This is a genomic window from Microbacterium sp. 10L49, from assembly GCF_056395125.1.
Genome location: NZ_JBFTIW010000004.1, coordinates 586,841 through 607,124, shown reverse-complemented (window position 1 = coordinate 607,124; position 20,284 = coordinate 586,841). Strand labels below are relative to the sequence as shown.

Sequence of the window (20,284 nt, the reverse complement as noted above, 5' to 3'; positions counted from 1 at the left end):
TCGTGATCTTCATGACGAACCAGCACTACGGCCAGTTCTGCGGTCTCGCCCGCGCGGCGGAGATCGTAGGACAGCGCTGGACCCTGCTGATCCTGCGCGATCTCAGCGTGGGACCGCGGCGCTATTCGGAACTCGTCGCCGGACTGCCCGGCATCCCCACGAACACGCTGGCGACGCGGTTGAAGGAGCTCGAGGACGAGGGCATCGTCGAGAGGGCGGCGCCCGCCGGCGGCGAGCGCTCGGTCGTCTACGGCCTCACGCCGCGCGGCCAGGAGCTCGGACCCGCGCTGGACGCGCTGTCGCGATGGGGCGCGGGTGGCATGCGCACGCCCCGCGAGGGCGAGATCGTGACGACGTCGTCGATCACCGCGGCGCTCCGCGTGGCCGCGGGCGACGGCGTCGTACCCGCCGTCTGGGACACGACCTACAACGTGCGCGTCGGCGACATCGAGGTGCACGTCGTCATGCGCGACGGCCGGGTCGTCGCCGAACCGGGCCTGCTCGAGGACGCGGACCTGGAGATCATGGCGGGCCCGGCGATCCGCGACCTGCTCGCGGGCACGCTGAGCCCGCACGACGCGCTCGCCACGGAGGCCGTACAGCTCCAGGGGGATCCGGCTCTCTTCGAGCGCTTCGCGCAGGCCCTGCACGTCCCGTACAGCGTGAACATCCCGACCCCGGAGTCCGCTGCGGCTGTGGCGGGCTGAGAGCGCCTTTCAGTCGACGAGGTCGCGCATCTCCTGCTCGATCGCGCGCAGCACGGTCGCGTCTTCGGGCGAGGCCTCGCCCGGCACGTAGCGCAAGGACCGGATCCGGCCGCCGCGGAACGGGTAGGAGCGGTGCCGTTCGTGGAGATCCCAGTCCACGGGGCCGCCGTAGTCGTAGCCGACGCTGATACCGGTGAAGGGCGCCATGCCGACGAGCATCGGCATGTCGTCGAGGCGGAGCCGCTCGGCGCCGTCGACATCGACGGCGAGACTCCAGCGCAGCCCGAGATCGGCCCGCACCCGCAGGTCGATGCGGTGGTGGCCGGGTTCAGGGGCGCTCGCGCGCACGCGGCGCATCGCGCCGTACCCGTTGTAGGAGAGCAGCAGCTCGGCGCCGTCCAACGCGAGCAGGTACCCCCCGCCCTGATCGCCGTGCGCGAGGACCACGCCCTCCGCGCCGTGCTCCAGTTCGAGCTCGGCGTGCACCTCGAAGGAGCGCAGCACCGTGAGGCGCGCCGAGCGGAACCGCTCGAGCGGCGGTCGGAACGGCACGAGCTCGACCGGCTCCGAGAGCGGGGCCTCGGTTCCGGGTCGCACCGAGTGCAGCGTGCCGTCGTCGTCCAGCGGGAACACGGTGTTGCGCCAGGCCTCCTCGCGCCAGCGCTCCGCGAGCTCCTGCACCCGCTCGGGCTCATGCTCGGCACGATCCCGCGTCTCGGTCGGATCGCTCGGCAGGTGGTAGAGCTCCCACGTGCCCCCGGTGGCGCCCTGCGCGCGCGTCGGCGGGATCGGCGAGACCGCCTTCCACTCGCCGTCGACGAACGCGCGCCGGCCGACGCACTCGAAGTACTGCTGCTCGCGTCCTGGAGCCGCCGGATCCGCGAGTATCCCGGCGATGCTGTCGCCGTCGACCTCGAGCGCGGACGTCCCGTTCCACTGCTCCGGACGCGCGACGCCGGCCAGTTCGAGCAGGGTCGGGGCGAGATCGGACACGAAGACGAACTGGTCCCTGAGCCCCGGCGACGCCGCACCGGCGGGCCAGGAGATCACGAGCGGCGCATGCACCCCGCCTTCGTAGGTGCTCGACTTGAATGACCGGAACGGCGTGTTCGACACTCGCGCCCAGCCGGTCGGGTACTGGCCGTACAACCGCGGTCCGCCGATCTCCGAGAGATCGCGGGGAACGTCGTTCACCCACCCGTCGGGCACCGCGCCGTGCAGGCCGAACTGCGCGAAGTAGCTGCGCGTTCCGGTCGGTCCTCCCTCGGCGGTGCCGCCGTTGTCACTCGCGATCACGATGATCGTGTTCTCGCGCTCGCCGAGTTCATCGAGCCGGGCGAGCAGGCGCCCGACGCTCTGATCGATCTCGTCGACAGCGGCGGCGTAGACCTCCATGTGGCGGGCGAACAGCGCCCGCTCCTCGGGGCCGAGGTCGTCCCAGTGCGGGATCCGGTCTCCGTCCGCGAGCGGATCCCCCGGCAGCTCGGCGTGCGCGGGCACGATGCCGCGGGCGCGCTGGCGCGCGAACCGCTCCTCGCGCACGGCGTTCCAGCCGCGCTCGTACCGGCCGCGATAGCGCTCGATGTCCTCCTCCTTGGCCTGGATCGGCCCATGCACCGAGGTGTGCGCGTAGTAGAGGAAGAAGGGCTTACGACGATCGTTCGCGCGGAGCTCGTCGACCATGGCGATCGCCCGGTCGGTAAGCTCGTCGGTGAGGAAGAACCCGTCGGGGAACTCCGGCACGTCCACGACGGAGTTGTCCTGCACGAGCCGGTGCGGGTGGTGCAGCGAGGTGAACCCGTCCATCGATCCGAAGTAGCGATCGAAACCGCGCTGCAGCGGCCACGACGACCGATCCGCACCATCGTGCAGCCGCGACTCGAGGGTGAGATGCCACTTGCCGACCATGAACGTCGCGTACCCGCCGGCCCGCAGCGATTCCGCGAGCGTGGGGGCGGCGGCGGGCAGCTCGCAGGCGAAGCCGGGGTAGCCCGGATCGATGTGCGCCACGAACCCGAACCCCGCCCGGTGCGGGTTCAGCCCGGTGAGCAGCGCGGCACGGGCCGGCGAGCACATCGGCGCCGTGCGGTAGTTCGTGAACAGCCAGCCGTCGGCCGCGAGGCCGTCGATGAACGGCGTCCGGATCTCGCCGCCGAACGGGCCGAGGTCGCTGAACCCGAGGTCGTCGACGAGCATGACGACGATGTTGGGCGCCCCTTCCGCGGCGGTCGGCCGGGGGCGCCACGCGGGATCCGACTCGGACGTGAACTCTCCGACGCGCCCGGCGAAGCCCTCGTAGCCGCGTGCCGCGGGGTCCATTCAGCCCGCCTTCCGGATGAGACCGAAGATGCGGGTGCGGAGCTCGGCGAACTCCGCCGTGGCCCGCGTCTCCAGCTGGTCGCGGGGGCCGCCGAAGTCGATCTCGATGGTCTCGGTCACGCGCGCGGGCCGCTCGCCGAGCACGATGACGCGATCCGAGAGGTACACGGCCTCGTCGATGTCGTGCGTCACGACCAGGATCGTCATGCCGAACTGCTCGCGGATCCGCAGGCACAGATCCTCGAGCTCGAACCGGGTCTGCGCGTCGACGGAGGCGAACGGCTCGTCCATCACGAGCACCTCGGGACGGTAGGCGATCGCGCGGGCGATCGCGACGCGCTGCTGCATGCCGCCGGAGAGCTGCCACGGATACTTCGCGCCTGCGCCGGCGAGCCCGACCGCGGCGAGCGCCGACACGATGCGCTCCTCCCGCTCCGCGGTGCTCAGCCGGAGGTGCCGGAGCGGCAGCCGCACGTTCTTCTCGACCGTGAGCCACGGCATGAGCGAGCGCGTGTACTCCTGGAAGACGAGCGCCATCTCCTCGGGCGGCCCGTCGATCTCGACGCCGTCGATGCGGGCGGATCCGGACGTGATCGGCTGCAGGCCGGTGAGGCACTTCAGCAGCGTGGTCTTGCCGATGCCGGACGGCCCGACGATGCAGGCCACCTCGCCCGCCTGCACGTCGAACGTGAGATCCGCGATGACCGGGACGTCGCCGCCCTTGGTGCGATAGGTCTTGGCGAGGCCCTGGACGCTGAGCCGGGGGCTGGTGGTGATGCTCATTCGCTCTTCTCCAGTTGTTGTGAGGCGATGTACCAGCGCAGGACCGCGCGGCGGAACAGGACGAACAGGGCGGTGGAGAGGTAGCCGAGCACGCCGAGGACGATGATGCCGGCCCACATGTCGGCGATCGCGAAGGACTGCTGCGCGAGCAGCGTCGCGGCCCCCAGGCCCGCCGAGGATCCGAGCATCTCGCTCGCGATCATCACGACGAACGCGGTGATGAGGCTCACCTGCATGCCGGACAGGATCCGAGGACTCGCGGCCGGCAGCGTCACCTGGAACAGCCGCTCCGCGCGGGTGAGCCGGTAGACCCGTCCCACCATCAGCAGGGTGGGCTCCCCCGCGCGCACGCCGTCGATCGTCGAGATGAGGATCGGGAAGAGCGCGGCGAGCGAGATCGAGAGGATGCGCGTGCCGTTGCCGAAGCCGATGAGCGACACGAAGATCGGCACGAGTGCGACCGGCGGGATCGCCCGGAAGAAGTGGATCGTCGGCTCGACGAACCAGCTGAGCGGGGCGATGAGCCCGAGCGCGCACCCCAGCAGCACGCCGATGACCGTGGCGATGAGGAAGGACACGGCCAGATTCAGCACGGAGATGCCGATGTCGCCGAGGAACGCGGGCGTTCCGATCAGCTCGCCCAGGCGCGCGAGGATCGCGGACAGCGGCGGGAAGAACGTGTTCGTGGATCCGGCCGAGGCGATCCACCACAGCGCGATGAGGACGATCGGGACCGCGATCTCGACGAGGATCAGCAGCCAGCGCGGAGAGGAACTCAGCCGGCGGCCGCGGAGGAGTCGGGCACTCGTCTGCACGGACGTGGTGAGGGTCATGCGTGTTCCGCCTTCCGGTACTGCGGGTGCCAGTGCAGCAGACGCCGCTCGCCCCACTGGCTGAGCCCCTGGATGAGCAGGCCGAGCACGCCGAGGATCAGCACGTAGCCGAACAGTTCGGGCTGGTTGCCGGAGATCTGCGACATGAGCAGGCTCTGGCCGAGTCCCGGGCCTCCCCCGAGGAGGCCGGCGACGACGGCGATGACGAGCGAGGTGGGGGCCGCGACGCGCAGCGCGGTGCCGATGTAGGGCAGCGCGCTCGGGATCACGATCCGGGTGAGGATCTCCGCGCGACTCATCCCGTAGGAGGCGCCCGTCGCGCGGGCCACGGGGTCGGTGTCGAAGACCCCGGCGGAGGACTGCACCGCGATCGCGATGAACGAGCCGAAGAAGACGAGGAAGGTCCCCATCCCCGAGGTGGGGCCGAGCACGAGCACCACGACCGGGAGGATCACGATGGGCGGGATCGGCTTGAGGAACTCCAGCGGCACCCTGGTCGCGTGCATCGCGAGCGGAGAAGATCCGATCGCAATGCCCAGCAGCACGCCGACGAGGGCGGCGGCGATGAGGCCGCTGAGGGCCATGACCAGGGTGTCCGCCGTCGCCTGCCAGAGCTGCGGCGTGCCCAGGAGCCGGCCCGCCGCGCCCAGCGCCTCGAGGGCGGAGGGCAGCGGCGCGCCGGCGAGCGGGCCGACCGTCGCCCCGAGCTGCCACACCACGAGTGCGGTCAGCGCACCGGCGGCGCCGAGCAGCGCGGGGAGGATGCGGGAGCGGGTCATGGCCGTCACTTCGTGAGGATGACGCCCGTGAGGTCGACCGGCTTCTTCAGGAACCCGAGACCCACCATCTTGTCGTCGGGACGCTGCAGGTCCTCGTCCGTGACGGTCGCCGGCCAGACCGGGACCTTGACCTGATCGACCGAGAGCGTCGACTTCGTGTAGGCGAGGCCGGCCTTGATCGCCTCCTCGGGATGCGCGGTGGCGTACTCGTTGGACTTCGCGATCGCGCGCTGGAAGGCGCTGACGACGTCCTTCTTCGAGGTCGCGGTCGCATCGCCCGTCGTCCACAGGCCCGTCGCACCGGTCTCGAAGAAGCCGATCGACGGCGCGGCGAGCTGGGGGTTCCCCGCGGAGAGCGCTTGCGCGGTGAAGGGGCTGACCAGTCCCGCCGCGTCGACGTTGCCGCTCTTCAGTGCGGCGACGGCCGAGGTGAAGTCGAGCACGACCCACTTCACGCCCGTCGCGGGGTCGATGCCGTTCTTCTTGAGCTGCTCGGCGATGACCACCTCGAGCTGAGCCTTGCGGGCCGGGATCGCGATCGTCTTGCCGGCCAGCTCCTTCACGGACGTGATGCCGCTGGTCGCGCTCGCGAACAGGCCGGTGTCGTCGAACGCCGCGGGGTCCGAGGCGCTGGTCGCCGCGTCCGGGTAGCCGTCGGCGGGTGCGACGACCTTCATCTTCACGCCCTGGCTGAGTGCATTGAGCAGTGGGATGCTGGGCGAGTAGGCGATGTCGACCTGACCGCTCTGCGCAGCGGCGAGACCGGCGGGCGGGTTCGCGACGATCGAGGTCTCGACCTTGAGGCCCTCGTCGGCGAAGAACCCCTTCGCCATCCCGGTCAGCAGGCTGCCATCGGAGGTGAGGCCGATCGTGGCGACCTTGACCGTGGTGAGATCGCCCTTCTTCCCCGGTTCGGTGCTTCCGGAAGAGGACGAGCAGCCGGCGAGGGCGGCGGCCGCGCCGACGGCGACGACCGCGGCGGCGACACGGAGTGCGCGCGTGATGTGCATGTGTGCTTCCTGTCAGAACGAGGGATGGGATCTCGGAGCGGAGGCGTCGCTGCGGTGCGACTTCATCGTCTTTAATCACCACTTGGTCACTTAAATATCCAGCAAGGAGATAGTGTTGTCAAGATGTTTCGGAATCTTACGTGTCCAAGCGGCCGCGAAAGATGGGGCGGCTCTCCGTCTCCGCTCCCCCTAGGATCATCAGCATCGGAGGAGGACTGACGTGCCCAAGATCGTTGACCACGACGAACGGCGGGACCACATCGCGGATGCGGCCACCAAGGTGATCGCCAGGGAGGGCTTCGAACGGCTCACGATGCGCCAGATCGCTGCCGAGGCCGGCTACACCCACGGCGCGATCGCCCGCTACTTCCCCACCAAGGAGAGTCTGCTCACGGCGTCCTTCGTCCGCCTCCATGTGCAGGCCAACGGCCGGATCCTCACCGAGGTCGCGGGCAAGCGCGGCCTGGACGCCCTCGAGCAGATGTGCCGCGAGATCCTCCCCTTCGGAGACCTCGGTCCCAAGTACGCCCGCGTCGTCATCGCCTTCTGGGACCACGCCTCGCAGGACACGAGGGTCACCCAGATCCACCGCGAGAACAACCAGCGCTGGCGGGACCAGTTCCGCCGCTTCCTCGTCGAGGCGCGCGAGGACGGCGAGCTCGCCGACCACGTCGACATCGACACGGCGGTCGGCGAGGTCGCCTCGCGCAACGCCGGCTGGCAGATGGTGTCGGTGCTGCTGCCCGAGGTCGCCGGAGACGAGCGCATCGAGGCGGGGCTGCAGGCCCTGCTCGCGGAGCTGCGCGGCCAGGCCCGCTGACGAGCCCGGCCGCACACGTTCCTAGTCCGCGTCTTCGAGCAGGAACCGCACGCCGCGCTCGCCGATCACGGCGGCGGGGGCGTTCGTGTTCCCCGTGGTGATCGTCGGCATCACCGAGGCGTCGATCACCCGGAGCCCCGCGATCCCGTTCACGCGCAGGCGCGGATCCACGACCGCGTCCGGATCCGACCCCATCCGGCAGGTGCCGACCTGGTGGTGATAGGTGATCGCGGTGCGGCGCACCCAGTCCTCGACGTCGGCGTCCGAGACCTCCGGCCCCGGATAGGCCTCGATCGCGCCCCACTCCCCGGCGAGCGCCGGGCGGGCGCCGATCCGGCGCGCCTGGCGCACGGACGCGGCGAGCGCGGCCACGTCGCGGTCGTCTTCCAGGGCCGCGAGGTCGATGAGAAGCGGATCCTGCACCCCGGCGCCGGACAGGCGCAGCGAGCCACGGCTGTGCGGCGTCACGAGACCTGCCAGGAGCGAGAACCCGTCGCCGGGTCCGTGCGCGCCGGGACGCGGCTCGAGCTCACCCCACATCGGGACGGAGAAGTGGATGGGCTGGGTGTCGGGTTCGGCGAGATCCTCGCGCGAGCGCCAGAACAGGTGCGTCTGCGTCACCGAGACCCCGGGCTCGGGCGCGCCCACGGGCCTCGCCGTCGTGAAGATCACCGGGGACAGCAGGTGGTCGTGCAGGTTCGCGCCGACCGCCGGCACGTCGCGGAGCACCTCGATGCCGAGGGCTTCGAGGTCCGCGCGCGGTCCGATGCCGCTGCGCAGCAGGATCGCGGGGCTGCCCAGTGCGCCGGCGGCGAGGATCACCTCATCTGCACGAAGCTCGGATCCGTCGCTCAGCCGCACGCCCGCGGCAACGCCGTCCTCGACGATCACGGTCGCGACCTCGGCGTCGGTGACGATGCGCAGGTTCGGGGCGTCCTCGACGGGACGCACATACGCCATCCACGTGTTGACGCGCTGGCCGTCGCGCATCGTGACCTGCTCCTGCGAGACGCCGTCGAGCGTGCCGCCGTTGTAGTCGGGGTTGCGCTCCAGCCCCTCCTCGACGGCGGCGTCGATGATCGACTGCTGGATCGACACGAGCGGGTAGTCGTCCGTCACCGGCAGCAGGTCGTTCTCGATCGCCTCGTACACGGGCAGCACGTCGGACCAGCCCCAGCCGGTGGCGCCGGAGCGCTCCCAGCCATCGAAGTCGCTCGCCGCGCAGCGCACCCAGATCATGGCGTTCAGGGCGTGGGATCCGCCGGTGACCTTGCCCCGCGGCAGGTGCAGCCGGCGCCCGGCCGCGTGCTCCTGAGGGACGGTGAAGTAGTCCCAGTCCTCGGCGGCGTGCCAGAGCTCGCCCGCACGGGACGGGTCGTGGATCGCCGGGTTGGTGTCGTACCCGCCGGCCTCGATGAGCGTCACGTCGTACCCGGCGTCCACGAGACGCCGGGTGACGATGCTCCCCGAGGTGCCGGCTCCGACGACGATCGCGGAGCGGGCCATGGCCTAGGCCTTCCGGCCGGGGCCGGAGACGACCTGCGGAACGGCCACCGACTTGAGCCCGGCGACACCGAACTCGAGGCCGTAGCCGGAGCTCTTCACCCCGCCGAACGGCACCATCGGGTGCAGCCCGCCGTGCGAGTTGATCCACACCGTGCCGGACTGCATCCGGGTCGCGGCTTCGCGGGCCGCCTCAGGGTCGCTCGACCACACCGAGGCGCCGAGGCCCACATCGACCGCGTTGGCGAGCGCGAACGCCTCGTCGACGTCGGAGTAGCGGATGATCGGCAGCGCCGGCCCGAACTGCTCCTCCTGCACGAGCGCCGCATCGTTCGGAATGTCGGCCACGATCGTGGGCCGGTAGAACAGCTCGCCGAGCTCGGGAGCCGCCTCGCCGCCCGTCACGATGCGGGCGCCGCGCGCCTTCGCGTCCTCGACGAGGCGTGAGACGATGTCGAACTGCTGCTTGTTCTGCAGCGGGCCCAGCACGTTGTTCTCGTCCAGGCCGTTGCCGATCGGCACGGACGCTGCGATACCCGCGAGCGCGTCGACGACCTGGTCGTACAGCGAGTCGTGCACGTAGAGGCGCTTCATGGCCGCGCAGGTCTGGCCCGTGTTGATGAACGCACCCCAGAACAGGTCCTCGGCGATCACGGCCGGATCCGTGCCGGGAAGCACGATGCCCGCGTCGTTGCCGCCGAGCTCGAGCGTGAGCCGCGCGAGGTTGCCGGCGGAACTCTCGATGATCTTGCGGCCGGTGGCCGTGGATCCGGTGAACATGATCTTGTCGATGTCGGGGTGCGACGCGATCCCCGCGCCGACCTCGCGGTCGCCGGAGATGCCGATCAGCACGTCGGCCGGCAGCACCTCGTTCATGACCGACAGCAGAGCCAGCACGCTCAGCGGCGTGTACTCGCTGGGCTTGGCGACCACGGTGTTCCCCATCCGCAGCGACGGGCCGATCTGCCAGATGGTGATCATCAACGGCCAGTTCCACGGCCCGATCGCACCCACGACGCCGGCGGGCTTGTAGACCAGCTCGGCGTGCAGATTCTCGTCGTCGACGAGCACTTCGGGCTCCAGCACCGTCGTCGCGTTGGTGCGCAGCCACGCCGTGCACGCCCCCACTTCGAACCGGGCGTTCGGGCCGTTCAGCGGCTTGCCCTGCTCACGGGAGAGCAGCTGCGCGAGCGCCTCCGCATTCGCGTCGATCGCATCGGCCGCGGCGAGCAGCAGTTCGCTCCGCTTCGCATGGCCGAGTGCCTCCCAGGCGGGCTGCGCGGCCTTGGCGCGGGCGATGGCGTCATCGAGGTCGGCGGCGGTCTGCACGGGAGCGCGGCCGATGATCTCACGCGTGGCGGCATCGGGGATGTCGCGGCCGGCCCCCTCGGGCGCCTGAATGCGGTCGAGCAGCGCGGACACAGCGGACGTGTCGGTCATCGGTCTCTCCTTCGAGTGTGCGGACGACGGTCGATGCTCCCATTGTCGACGGGGTGGCTCGCCGCGACTTGTCATGCAGTGCACGGCGCTCGTCCAGCCGCGAAGGGATCTCCACGCGCCCGTTCCCGCACAAAGCGTCAATACCGTCCCACTGCAAGCATTCGTCATGCTCCGCGCCCCGACGATGCCGGACCCGTCGCCTCTCGAACGGGCTCGGCGCAGCGTCTCAGGCCGCGATTTCCCGGGGGAACTGGCGGATTAGCTCTTCCGTATTTCGAACATAATTGCTAGACTTGGGGAATGGAACACTCCACCGCTGCACTGTTCGAGGAGCCGGCTGTTGCCGATGCTCCTCCGGTGGTCGTGGTGGACGAGACGTTCATCGCCGCGCGGATCCTGGATGGGTTGCAGGAGGATGATGTCGAGCTGAATCAGCGGGCGGTGCGGCGCGCGGAGCGCATCGTGGAGGTCGTGGACCTTGCTCGCCGGCACCCGGAGATCTACACCATCGGCGACGGCGCTCAGGATGCGGATCATGCCCGCCGGTCGGTGTTCTTCGATGTGGCGGTGCGGTTGCAGATCTCGGAGAACGAGGCCCGCTCGCTGGAATGCACCGCGTCGACCGCGGCGGAGTGCCTGCCGTTGTGGGAGCACGCCCGGGACGGGTTCGTGTCGTTGCGGTTCGTGGAGGCCGCCGTCTCGGCGGTGTTGCGGTTGCAGGCTCCGATCGGGGCCGACCCGACTGTCCGGCAGTACGCGGCGGATGCGATCGCGTTGATCGATGAGACCGCGGCGAGGTGGGCGTTGCACCTGCCCATCAGCACCTTCCGGCGCCGGGTGACGATCCTCACCGACCGGCTCGACCCCACCCCGTCTGAGCGCAAACACGCCCGCGGGATGGTGGACCGGCGGGTGGTCGTGGAAGACGCCGGTGACGGTATGTCCTGGTTGACAGTCCTGATCCCGACGGTGAAGGCGGTTGCGATCAAGCGACGCCTCACCTCGACCGCGAAGCATCTGCAGAAAGACCGCCGCGAGGGCCGCACCAGGGATCAGGTCCGCGCCGACCTGCTCTGCGACTGGCTGATGGGTGTCGGTTCCGAGCAGGCGGTGAAGACGACGGTGTTCGTGACCGTACCGATCGGACTCGTCACCGGTGAGACCGTGACGGCAGTGCCGTCGACAGCGTTCCTGGGCAACCCGGTCGCCTCGGGCACGGAGGCGCAGCTGGTCGGGCACGGTCCGATCGACCCCGTCACCGCACGGCAGGCGTTCCTGGACGCGACCGGGTTCCGGCGGGTGATCACGGATCCGGTCCGCGGCATCGTCTTGGACTTGGATCGGCGCACGTATCGGCCCACGAAGGCGCAGCGGGACTGGCTGGTCCTGCAGCACGGGACCTGCGCGAGAGACGGCTGCGATCGGCTCGCCCTCGACGCCGACCTCGACCACGACCACCCGTGGACCCGAGGCGGACCCACCAACACGAGCAACCTGCGACCGCTATGCCCCGCCGACCACGTCCGACGACATCGCACCCGGATGATCTACCGGAACCGCGAGAACAGGACCGTCCAAGTCATCACCCCGACAGGATTCCGCACGAACGACCCACCACCCTTCTGATCAGGGCGGAGCTCGCGTGCTCGCGGCGCCGCTCCAAAATCGCCCGGCGCAACGCTTAGAGCATCCACGATGGCGCGTCCTTAGGGTGACACTCATCGCGCGAAGGGGACGCCCCCGAGCCCGTTCGGTTCGCACCTTCCCTGTCGCGAATGTTGCTCAGCTCCGGGCGGCGGCCTGGGCGCGGACGACGCGCTCGGCATCCCACGGTCCGTGGTCGGCGCCCGCGGTACGCAGGAACACGATGATCCAGCTGAAGATCAGCACGGCGGCGACGAGCTCGACCGCGGTGAGGTTGTAGTAGCCGGTCGCGAAGAACACTCCGAGCAGCGCGATCACCAGCACGAACACCCAGCCCAGCACCACGAACACTCGCGAGATCCGTCGCAGCAGCCAGGGAAGCGCGATCACGACCGCGGCGAAGCAGACCGCCATGCCCGTCGCGACCGTGTTGTGCAGGAGGAAGAAGCGATCCACAGGGAAGATCCCCACACAGGCGAGGAAGAGCCCGATCAGGATCAGGGCGACCCGCACGATCGTGCGCCCGCGCTCATCCCTCGGCTCCGGCACGGGCAGCGCCGCCGTGGCATAGCGGGCGATCGTGGTGACCATCACGCCCGCCACGATGAGGGTGCTGTTGAACGCGGGCGAGGAGGCGTTGCTCGACATGCCCAGAGCGGAGAGGTTGTCACGCCACCAGTGCGGATCCGTCGCCTCGAGCATGGCGGTGAGAGCGCCGATCACAAGGAAGATCGCGAGGATCAGCGAGATCGAGGTGGGGCTGAGCGCAGCCGCGCTGAGGTAGCAGACATAGGCGGTGAGGGCGAGCGCGACCGCGACGAGAATGGCACCGGGGAAGGGGAAGACCGGGGCGTCGCGGAAGCTCGCCTCGAGCAGCGCGGCGAGTCCGAACAACGCGAGCAGCGCGACCGCACCATGTGCGAGGGATATCGCGACGAGCTCGTACCAGCGCAGCTTCTGCCCGGGGATCGCGAAGCCGTCGTTCGCGGCGCTCGGATCCTGCTTCTCGGGCGCTTCGACCGCTTCCATGCGCAGCCCGATGCGGCCGGCGGTGAAGCTCAGTACAGCCACGGCAGCGCCGCCGATCGCAGCGACCGCGCCGACGGACCAGGGGCCGGTGATCGACAGGGTGCGGTTCCAGAAGATCGCGAACGCCACGAGGAACCCCAGCACGAAGGCGATCGCCCCTGTCAGCAGCGCGTCGGTCTCGCGCATCTGGCGCAGCGTCGCCAAAGCGCGCGCGTCGCGTATCCAGGTGATCAGTCGGTCCCACTCGGCTCGCATCGCGCCGCCCTCCCTTGTCACGTCCACCCTATGGCCGAGCTGCCCCGTGCTCGCGGTCGGGCGGAGCAGGCGCCCGCGGGTCGCCGGCGCGGAGCCCGCCACTACCCTGGGAGCATGACCCAGACCTTCCACGCCCGCGCCGCCCTGCTCGACATGGACGGCACACTCGTCGACTCGACGGCGGTCGTGGAGCGGCTGTGGCTGGCCTGGGCGGAGCCGCACGGACTCGACCCCGACTTCGTGCTCAGCGTGGTGCACGGACGCCAGGGGCACCAGAGCATGGCGATCATGCTGCCGGACCGTCCGCACGAGGCGAACCTCGCCGAGAACCAGGAGATGCTCGAGCGCGAGAGCGGCGACGTGGACGGAGTGATCGAGGTGCCGGGCGCCGCCGCATTCCTGAACGCCCTCGCACCCTTCCCGCACGCGATCGTCACCTCGGCCGACGACCGGCTCATGCGCGCCCGCATGGGTGCCGCCGAGCTCGACGTGCCGGCTGGCCTGGTCACCGCCGAGCACGTGAGTGCGTCGAAGCCGGATCCGGAGGGCTTCCTGCTCGGCGCGGCCCGGCTCGGGGTGGATCCCGCGGACTGCATCGTCTTCGAGGATTCCGAGGCCGGAATCCAGGCCGCTCAGGCGGCGGGGATGCGCGTGATCGGCGTCGGCGCGGGATCCGCGGTGCACGCCCCGGACGCGGTCGTCGCCGACCTGACGCACGTGACGGTGTCCGCGGACGGCGACGGGTTCGCGCTCACGGTCGACTGACGACTGGCCACCGCGCCCTGTTTCAAAGCGCGCAAGTGGCTCCATCTCGCCCCGATCTGCCGCCATTTGAGCGCTTTGAAACGCTCACGCGGCCTCAGCCCAGCACCGCGGCCACGGCGGCGCGCGCCTCGACGGCGGTCGCGGATCCGAGCGCCGCGGCGGCCGCACGGCGGCAGTCCTCCGCCGTCACCGTCCTCAGTCGCGCGGACACCCGGGTGAGGGATCGCGGCGTCATCGACAGGCTGGTGACGCCGAGGCCGACGAGCACCAGGGCGAGGGCGGGATCCCCTGCGGCCTCGCCGCACACCCCCACCGGCTTGCCGACCGCGTGCCCGGCCGCGCCAACCATGCCGATGAGCCGCAGGACCGCCGGCTGCCACGGGTCATTGAGCGCGCCGAGCGTCGCCGACAGCCGATCCGCGGCCATCGTGTACTGGGTGAGGTCGTTGGTGCCCAGGCTCACGAAGTCGACCACGGCGAGCAGCTCCGCCGCCAGGAGCGCGGCGGCGGGGGTCTCGATCATGATGCCCGCCCGCGCGATGCCCGCGGCCCGGCAGGCCGTCGCGAAGTCGCGGGCCTCGTCGACCGTCGCGACCATCGGCGCCATCACCTCCAGCTCCGCGCTCTCGGCAGCTCCCGCCTCCGCGATCGCCGCGAGCTGGTGGGCGAGCAGCGCCGGATGCGCACGAGCGACGCGCAATCCGCGCACGCCCAGAGCCGGGTTCTCCTCGTCGGCGGTGATCGCGAACGGCAGCGGCTTGTCGGATCCGGCGTCGAGCGTGCGCACGACGACCGTGCGCCCCGCGAACGGTGCGAGCACGCCGCGGTAGGCGGTGACCTGCTCGGCGACCGTCGGCTCTTCGGGGCGGTCGAGGAAGCAGAACTCCGTGCGGAACAGGCCGATGCCCTGCGCGCCGGCGTCGGCCGCGGCGGCGGCGTCGGCCGCACCGCCGACATTGGCCAGCAGCGGGATCGCCGTGCCGTCGGCGAGCACCCCGGCGCCGTCGAACGCGGGGATCTCCTCGGCTGCGGTGCTCTGCTCATCCGCGGGCGGGTCGAGCTGCACGGTCCCCGCTCCGCCGTCCACGAGCACGACGGTCCCCGCCGTGATGCCGGTCGCATCAGCGACCCCGACGACCGCGGGGATGCCGAGCGCACGGGCGAGGATCGCCGTGTGCGAGGTCGGCCCGCCCTCCTCGGTGACGAGCCCGACGCACGCGCTGCGGCCCAGCGTCGCCGTCTCGGCCGGCGCGAGGTCCCGGGCGACGAGCACGAACGGGTCCGCCCGGTCCGGGATCCCCGGGAGCTCCTGTCCGGTCAGCCGGGCCACGATGCGGTCGCGGACGCTGCGCACATCGACCGCACGCTCCGCCATCCGCCCGCCCAGGCCCTGCAGCAGCTGTTCCTGGTCTGCCGCCTCGTCCCAGACCGCACGGGCGGCCGTCACCCCGTCCGCGCGCACTCGGGCGGCCGCTCCCGCGGCGAAATCGGGGTCGGCGGCCAGCAGGGCGGTCGCCTCGAGGATCTGGGCGACCTCGCCATCGGCAAGGGTCGCGCTCTGGCGGAGCGCGGCGACGACCTCCGCCGCAGCGGGTGCGACCCGCTCGGCTTCGGCGTCGCGATCGGCGGCGGGCACCGCCTCGGCGGCGGCAGGCTCGGCGATCACCGTGCCCAGTCGGGCGACCGGGGCGATCGCGCGCCCCGGGCTCACCCCGAGGCCGTGCAGCGTCGAGCCCGGCTCCGGGGGCGACCCCGGCTCCGGGTGCGGGGTCGCCGGCACCCCGGCCGCGGTCGATGCCGGCACCCCTTCCAGCTCGCCGAAGCCGTCCTCGAACAGCGCCGCCACGCGCTCCACGGCGACAGGATCCCCCTCCAACTGCACCTCGTCGCCAGGGCGAGCACCGAAGGCGAGCAGCCGCATCATGCTCGATGCGGGAACCGGGTCTCCGCCCGGCAGGCGCCGCAGTCGCAACTCCGCCCCGGCGGCCGCCTGCGCGATCATCGCGGCGGGACGCGCATGCACCCCTGCGGGGTTGCGCACGACGACCGTGCGCGCCCTCTCCCCCGGCCGCGAGACCGCAGGTCCCGGCACGCTCTCATCGAGCACGCTCTCATCGAGCACAGGGCCCCCCGACCCGACCGGAGCCTGCGGCTCGTCCGAAAGCTGCGCCGACTTCGCGATCAGCGCGCCGTTCGCCTCCGCCGCGACCTCGCCCAACGACGCCCCCTGCGCCGCCGCCACCGCGGCCGCGAGCAACCCCTCCACGAACGGCGCCGACGCGAGCCGCACCGGAACCTCGCTCGCGCGCAGCTCGAGGGCGAACTCGGCGCTCATCACCGCGGATCCGAGATCCATCAGCACCAGCACGCCGTCGCACGAGCTCGCGAGCTCGTCGATCGCCGCCGCGACCCGCGTCGCATCCGTGCCGAGAATCGGCACGCCGTCCGCATCCGTCCCGGCCCCCGCGGCGAGCGCGATCGGCACAGCGCCACCGGGCACCATCTGCGCCGCGAGTTCCCGGGCGGCCTCGGCGAGGCGCATGCTGTGCGAGACGGCGACGATCCCGGTGGTGCTCATCGATCCGGCCCCCGTACCCCGCGAGCGTCAGCACGCATGAGATCGATCCGTCAGTCCGCGACGGCCGCGGCGAGCGTCTCGAACAGCAGCGTCGCCGACGCGGATCCAGGATCCATGTGCCCGGCGCTGCGCTCCCCCAGATAGCTGGCCCTGCCCTTGCGCGCGACGAGGTCGATCGTGGCATCGCGCCCGGCCGCGGCGGCGACGGCCGCCGTCGCCGCCGCCTCTCCCGCGGACTTCCCGTCGACGAGTGCCGCGTCCATCGCGTCGATCGCCGGAGCCACCGCGTCGAAGAGCGTCTTGTCGCCCGCCTCCGCTTTGCCCCGCGCGACGATGCCCTCCAGGCCCGCACGCAGACCCGCGGCCAGCGCCGACGGCTCCACGTCCGTCACCGCGCCCAGCGTCGCTCCGATCCGCAGGAAGAACGTGCCGTACAGCGGCCCGCTCGCCCCGCCCACGGTCGACACCAGCGTCATGCCGACGGTCTTGAACAGTTCGTCCGCCGCCGCGGGCGCGGCCTGGTCGACCTTCTCGACCACCGCGTTCATGCCGCGGGCCATGTTCGCGCCGTGGTCGGCGTCGCCGATCGCGGAGTCGAGTTCGGTGAGCCAGTCGCGCTGCGCGACGACGGCGTCACGGAAGCGGTGCAGCCAGTCGACGAGAGCGGCGAGCGGGATGGTGTTCGACATGCAGATGTTCTCCTTCGAGAGGTTCAGGCGCCCCAGCGCAGGCCGGGGGTGACGACGGGCGCGTCCCACAGCCGGATGAGCTCGTCGTCGGCCTTGAGCAGGGTGACCGAGCACCCGGCCATGTCCAGCGACGTGATGTAGTTGCCGACGAGGTTGCGGGCGACCGTCACGCCGGCCTTCTCCAGCAGCGTCGCGACCTCGCCGTACATCAGGTACAGCTCGATGAGCGGCGACGCCCCCATGCCGTTGAGCATCACGATCGCCGGGGATCCGGTGAAATCCAGATCGGCGAGGATCGGCTCGACCAACTGCGCCGCGATGTCCTTGGCGGGCGCGAGCGGAACGCGGTGGCGGCCGGGCTCGCCGTGGATGCCGATGCCGATCTCCATCTGATCGTCGGGCAGGTCGAACGTGGGCTTGCCCGCGGCCGGCACGGTGCAGCTCGTCAGCGCCATGCCCATGGACCGCCCCTGGCCGTTCACCCGCGCGGCGAGATCGGCCACGGCGGCGAGATCCTGCCCCTCCTCGGCCGCGGCGCCCACGATCTTCTCGAGCAGCACCGTGAGGCCGACACCGCGGCGGCCCGCCGTGTAGAGCGAGTCCTGCACGGCGACGTCGTCGTCCACCACGACCGAGCGCACGTCGATGCCGTCCATGGCGGCGAGCTCGGCGCCCATCTCGAAGTTCATCACGTCGCCGGTGTAGTTCTTCACGATGTGCAGCACGCCCGCGCCGCGGTCGATCGCCTTCGTGGCGACCTGCATCTGATCGGGCGTGGGCGAGGTGAAGACCTCTCCGGCGCAGGCGGCGTCGAGCATGCCGGTCCCGACGAATCCGCCGTGCAGCGGCTCGTGTCCGGATCCACCGCCGCTCAGCAGCGCGACCTTGCCCTCGTCCTTGCGTGTCGCGCGCAGGATCACGCGGTTCGCCAGGTCGACCTCGAGCTCCGGATGCGCGAGCGCGAGCCCGCGCAGCGACTCCGCGAGCACGTCCTCCGGGGCGTTGATGAGCTTCTTCATCCTGCGACCTCCTCGTTGCAGTTCCACCAGCACCATTGCGATCCGACCAGCATTCCGCGACGGTCGGGATCCCGACGGATCCGCATCCGGGGGCGTGCCGAGACCCGAGGTCGGAACCTCTTGCGTCACGGGCGACTGCACTCCAGAATCGGAATACTTTTCGTTAATGTCGAATATGCGTTGAGGATGTCGGATTGTCAAGAGATCCGGATCCGCACCGTCGTCGCCGCTGCCGTCGAGGAGGGAACCGCACCGATGATCCAGGCGATCGATCGCGCCGCGAAGGTGCTCGAGCTGCTGCAGGGCTCCCGCCACCTCGGCATCACGGATCTCGCGACTGCCTTGCAGCTGCCGCCGTCGACCGTGCACGGCATCGTGTCGTCGCTGCGCGAGCACGGGCTCGTCGCCAAGGAGCGCGGCGGCCAGCGGTACATGCTGGGCCCGACCCTGCTGAAGCTCAGCAGCGTCTACCTCGACTCCCTCGATGTGCGGGCGCGTTCGATGCGCTGGACCCAGGAGCTCGCGCGGCGCACCGGCATGGCCGTGCGGCTCGGCGCCCCGCACTTCGCCGAGGTGCTCGTGATCCACCACGTGCTTCGCCCCGATGACAGCCCCCAGATGCTGGAGACCGGTGCGGCGCTGCCGGCGCACGCCTCGGCCATGGGCAAGGTGCTGCTCGCGCACGACCTCGGATTCCAGCGGGCCGTGTTCTCAGGCCCGCTGCGGAGCCTGACCGGCGACACCGTCACGCATCCCGCGGTGCTCGCGGCCGGCCTTCCCGCGATCGCCGAGCACGGCTTCGCAACCGAGGTCGACGAGGCCGTGCTGGGCGAGTCGTCGCTCGCCTCCCCCGTCGCCGACTCCCGAGGCGACATCGTCGCGGCCGTGGCCGTGGTGTACCCCACGGCAGATGGCCCTGCACCCGACGCGGTGCTGCACGCGCTGCGCGACACGGCCCGCAACATCTCCCGCGAGCTCGGCGCCACGGCCTGGCCCCCGCGCATCGCGCCCGCCGACGACTGACCGGTTCCCCCGGTTTGGAGGAGAGGGGCTCCGCGGATCAGGCCGTGGGCGCCAGGCCCAGGTCCTCCTCGCGGACCGTGCCCTTGGCCGACCACGGGAAGTCGATCCAGCGATCGGTGTCCTTCCACGCGTAGTCGGGCTGGATGATCGTGGTGGGCTTGGTGTAGATCGTGACCGAGCGCACGGCCGCGCCCTTGCTCTTGAGCAGCTCGACGGCCAGGGCGAGCGTGCGCCCGGAGTCGGCGACGTCGTCGACCAGCAGCACACGGCGACCGTTCAGGTACTCCATGTCGAGCGCCGGCGGCAGCACCTCAGGGGCGTCCAGCACCGTGCCGATGCCGGTGTAGAACTCGACGTTGATCGCGCCGCAGTTCTTCGCGCCGAGGCCGTACGCGATGGCCCCGGCCGGCAGCAGCCCGCCACGTGCGATCGCGACGACCACCTCGGTCTCGAACCCCGACTCGAGGATCCGGCGAGCCAGATCCCGCGTCGCCTCGCCGAAACCGTCCCAGGTGAGCACTTCGCGCTCGATCACCGCATCCGTCATGGATACATTCTGCCGTGCGGATGCGCCTCCCGGGAACGCGGATGCGGTCAGCTCTGCCCGAAGTCCTCGAAGATGAGGGTCGTGCGCGTGGAGCGGACCGCGGAGATCGCCTGGATGTCCTCGAGCACGATCCGGCGGAGATCGCGTGCGTCGCTCGCCCGCACGAGCAGGATCACGTCGAAGTCGCCGCCCACGAGCGCCATGTGCTCGACCTCGGGGATCCGCTGCAGCTGCTCCTGCACCTCCTGCCAGGCCGGCTGCTCGAGCGCGAGCATGACGTAGGCCGAGGCGTGGTGGCCGAGCAGCACCGGATCCGTGCGCACGGTGTATCCGGTGATCACCCCGGCGTCGGTCAGCCGCTTGATGCGCGCATGCGCGCCCGCTCGCGAGATGTGCACGGACTCGGCGATCGCCGTCATGGACACGCGCGCATCGCGACGCAACTCATCGAGGATCGCCCGGTCGATGTCATCCAGCTCCGCCATGCGCGCGCCTTCCCTGCTCTCTTCGCTGACACTCTGCAACATTCTGGTACCTCTGA

Annotated in this window: 18 protein-coding genes; 5 read left to right on the top strand and 13 right to left on the bottom strand. The window is 70.9% G+C overall.

The genetic code is table 11. The annotated features are described in order from the left end of the window. The first annotated feature begins 11 nt into the window (after window positions 1-11). Complete coding sequence (locus AC1DCT_RS15800; protein WP_477230940.1) at window positions 12-707, top strand: winged helix-turn-helix transcriptional regulator; 696 nt, start codon at window positions 12-14, stop codon at window positions 705-707. 9 nt (window positions 708-716) lie between these two features. Here the strand turns inward: AC1DCT_RS15800 and AC1DCT_RS15795 are convergent, their stop codons facing one another. From AC1DCT_RS15795 to AC1DCT_RS15775, 5 genes are read right to left on the bottom strand one after another with little or no spacing between them, the layout of a single operon-like run. Further along, entirely contained in the window at window positions 717-3,026 is a 2,310-nt protein-coding gene (locus AC1DCT_RS15795; RefSeq protein WP_477430289.1) for an arylsulfatase, read from the bottom strand. Further along, window positions 3,027-3,809 carry an ABC transporter ATP-binding protein gene (locus tag AC1DCT_RS15790; protein ID WP_477230942.1) on the bottom strand — a complete coding sequence of 261 codons (783 nt, stop codon included), beginning with the start codon at window positions 3,807-3,809 and terminating at the stop codon, window positions 3,027-3,029. Then, a complete protein-coding gene (locus AC1DCT_RS15785) occupies window positions 3,806-4,642 on the bottom strand; it encodes an ABC transporter permease (RefSeq protein ID WP_477430287.1) in 837 nt (278 codons plus the stop codon). The genes AC1DCT_RS15790 and AC1DCT_RS15785 overlap by 4 nt, the downstream gene beginning before the upstream one ends. Then, window positions 4,639-5,421, bottom strand: a complete 783-nt coding sequence (locus tag AC1DCT_RS15780) for an ABC transporter permease (RefSeq protein WP_477430508.1) — start codon at window positions 5,419-5,421, stop codon at window positions 4,639-4,641. The genes AC1DCT_RS15785 and AC1DCT_RS15780 overlap by 4 nt, the downstream gene beginning before the upstream one ends. A gap of 5 nt (window positions 5,422-5,426) precedes the next feature. Further along, window positions 5,427-6,431, bottom strand: coding sequence for an ABC transporter substrate-binding protein (locus AC1DCT_RS15775; protein WP_233312546.1), 1,005 nt, complete (start codon window positions 6,429-6,431; stop codon window positions 5,427-5,429). A gap of 220 nt (window positions 6,432-6,651) precedes the next feature. Here AC1DCT_RS15775 and AC1DCT_RS15770 point away from each other — a divergent pair, with 220 nt between their 5' ends. Beyond that, window positions 6,652-7,251 (top strand): TetR/AcrR family transcriptional regulator, encoded by a 600-nt coding sequence (locus AC1DCT_RS15770; protein WP_378804186.1) that lies wholly within the window; start codon window positions 6,652-6,654, stop codon window positions 7,249-7,251. Window positions 7,252-7,272: 21 nt separating this feature from the next. Here the strand turns inward: AC1DCT_RS15770 and AC1DCT_RS15765 are convergent, their stop codons facing one another. Beyond that, window positions 7,273-8,757, bottom strand: a complete 1,485-nt coding sequence (locus AC1DCT_RS15765) for a GMC family oxidoreductase (RefSeq protein ID WP_477430285.1) — start codon at window positions 8,755-8,757, stop codon at window positions 7,273-7,275. Between the two features lie 3 nt (window positions 8,758-8,760). Further along, complete coding sequence (locus AC1DCT_RS15760) at window positions 8,761-10,194, bottom strand: aldehyde dehydrogenase family protein (protein WP_477430283.1); 1,434 nt, start codon at window positions 10,192-10,194, stop codon at window positions 8,761-8,763. A gap of 300 nt (window positions 10,195-10,494) precedes the next feature. Here AC1DCT_RS15760 and AC1DCT_RS15755 point away from each other — a divergent pair, with 300 nt between their 5' ends. Continuing rightward, a complete protein-coding gene (locus AC1DCT_RS15755) occupies window positions 10,495-11,820 on the top strand; it encodes an HNH endonuclease signature motif containing protein (protein WP_477430281.1) in 1,326 nt (441 codons plus the stop codon). 156 nt (window positions 11,821-11,976) lie between these two features. Here AC1DCT_RS15755 and AC1DCT_RS15750 read toward each other — a convergent pair whose 3' ends face one another. After that, window positions 11,977-13,053, bottom strand: coding sequence for a DUF998 domain-containing protein (locus AC1DCT_RS15750; RefSeq protein ID WP_440733442.1), 1,077 nt, complete (start codon window positions 13,051-13,053; stop codon window positions 11,977-11,979). A 183-nt stretch (window positions 13,054-13,236) separates the two neighbouring features. Between AC1DCT_RS15750 and AC1DCT_RS15745 the strand changes: the two genes are divergently transcribed. Beyond that, entirely contained in the window at window positions 13,237-13,887 is a 651-nt protein-coding gene (locus AC1DCT_RS15745) for an HAD-IA family hydrolase (protein ID WP_477230949.1), read from the top strand. A 94-nt stretch (window positions 13,888-13,981) separates the two neighbouring features. Here AC1DCT_RS15745 and ptsP read toward each other — a convergent pair whose 3' ends face one another. From ptsP to dhaK, 3 genes are read right to left on the bottom strand one after another with little or no spacing between them, the layout of a single operon-like run. After that, window positions 13,982-16,465, bottom strand: a complete 2,484-nt coding sequence (ptsP, locus tag AC1DCT_RS15740; RefSeq protein WP_477430279.1) for a phosphoenolpyruvate--protein phosphotransferase — start codon at window positions 16,463-16,465, stop codon at window positions 13,982-13,984. A 50-nt stretch (window positions 16,466-16,515) separates the two neighbouring features. Continuing rightward, window positions 16,516-17,154, bottom strand: a complete 639-nt coding sequence (gene dhaL, locus AC1DCT_RS15735; RefSeq protein WP_477430277.1) for a dihydroxyacetone kinase subunit DhaL — start codon at window positions 17,152-17,154, stop codon at window positions 16,516-16,518. Between the two features lie 23 nt (window positions 17,155-17,177). After that, window positions 17,178-18,173, bottom strand: a complete 996-nt coding sequence (dhaK, locus tag AC1DCT_RS15730) for a dihydroxyacetone kinase subunit DhaK (RefSeq protein ID WP_477430275.1) — start codon at window positions 18,171-18,173, stop codon at window positions 17,178-17,180. A gap of 186 nt (window positions 18,174-18,359) precedes the next feature. On the opposite strand from dhaK, the gene AC1DCT_RS15725 reads away from it, so the two are divergent. Continuing rightward, complete coding sequence (locus AC1DCT_RS15725; RefSeq protein WP_477230952.1) at window positions 18,360-19,196, top strand: IclR family transcriptional regulator; 837 nt, start codon at window positions 18,360-18,362, stop codon at window positions 19,194-19,196. Between the two features lie 37 nt (window positions 19,197-19,233). Here the strand turns inward: AC1DCT_RS15725 and AC1DCT_RS15720 are convergent, their stop codons facing one another. Then, a complete protein-coding gene (locus tag AC1DCT_RS15720; RefSeq protein WP_440733451.1) occupies window positions 19,234-19,743 on the bottom strand; it encodes a phosphoribosyltransferase in 510 nt (169 codons plus the stop codon). Between the two features lie 47 nt (window positions 19,744-19,790). Continuing rightward, window positions 19,791-20,228: an Lrp/AsnC family transcriptional regulator gene (locus AC1DCT_RS15715; protein WP_440733452.1), complete on the bottom strand. Its 438-nt coding sequence runs from the start codon at window positions 20,226-20,228 to the stop codon at window positions 19,791-19,793. Window positions 20,229-20,284 lie beyond the last annotated feature (56 nt).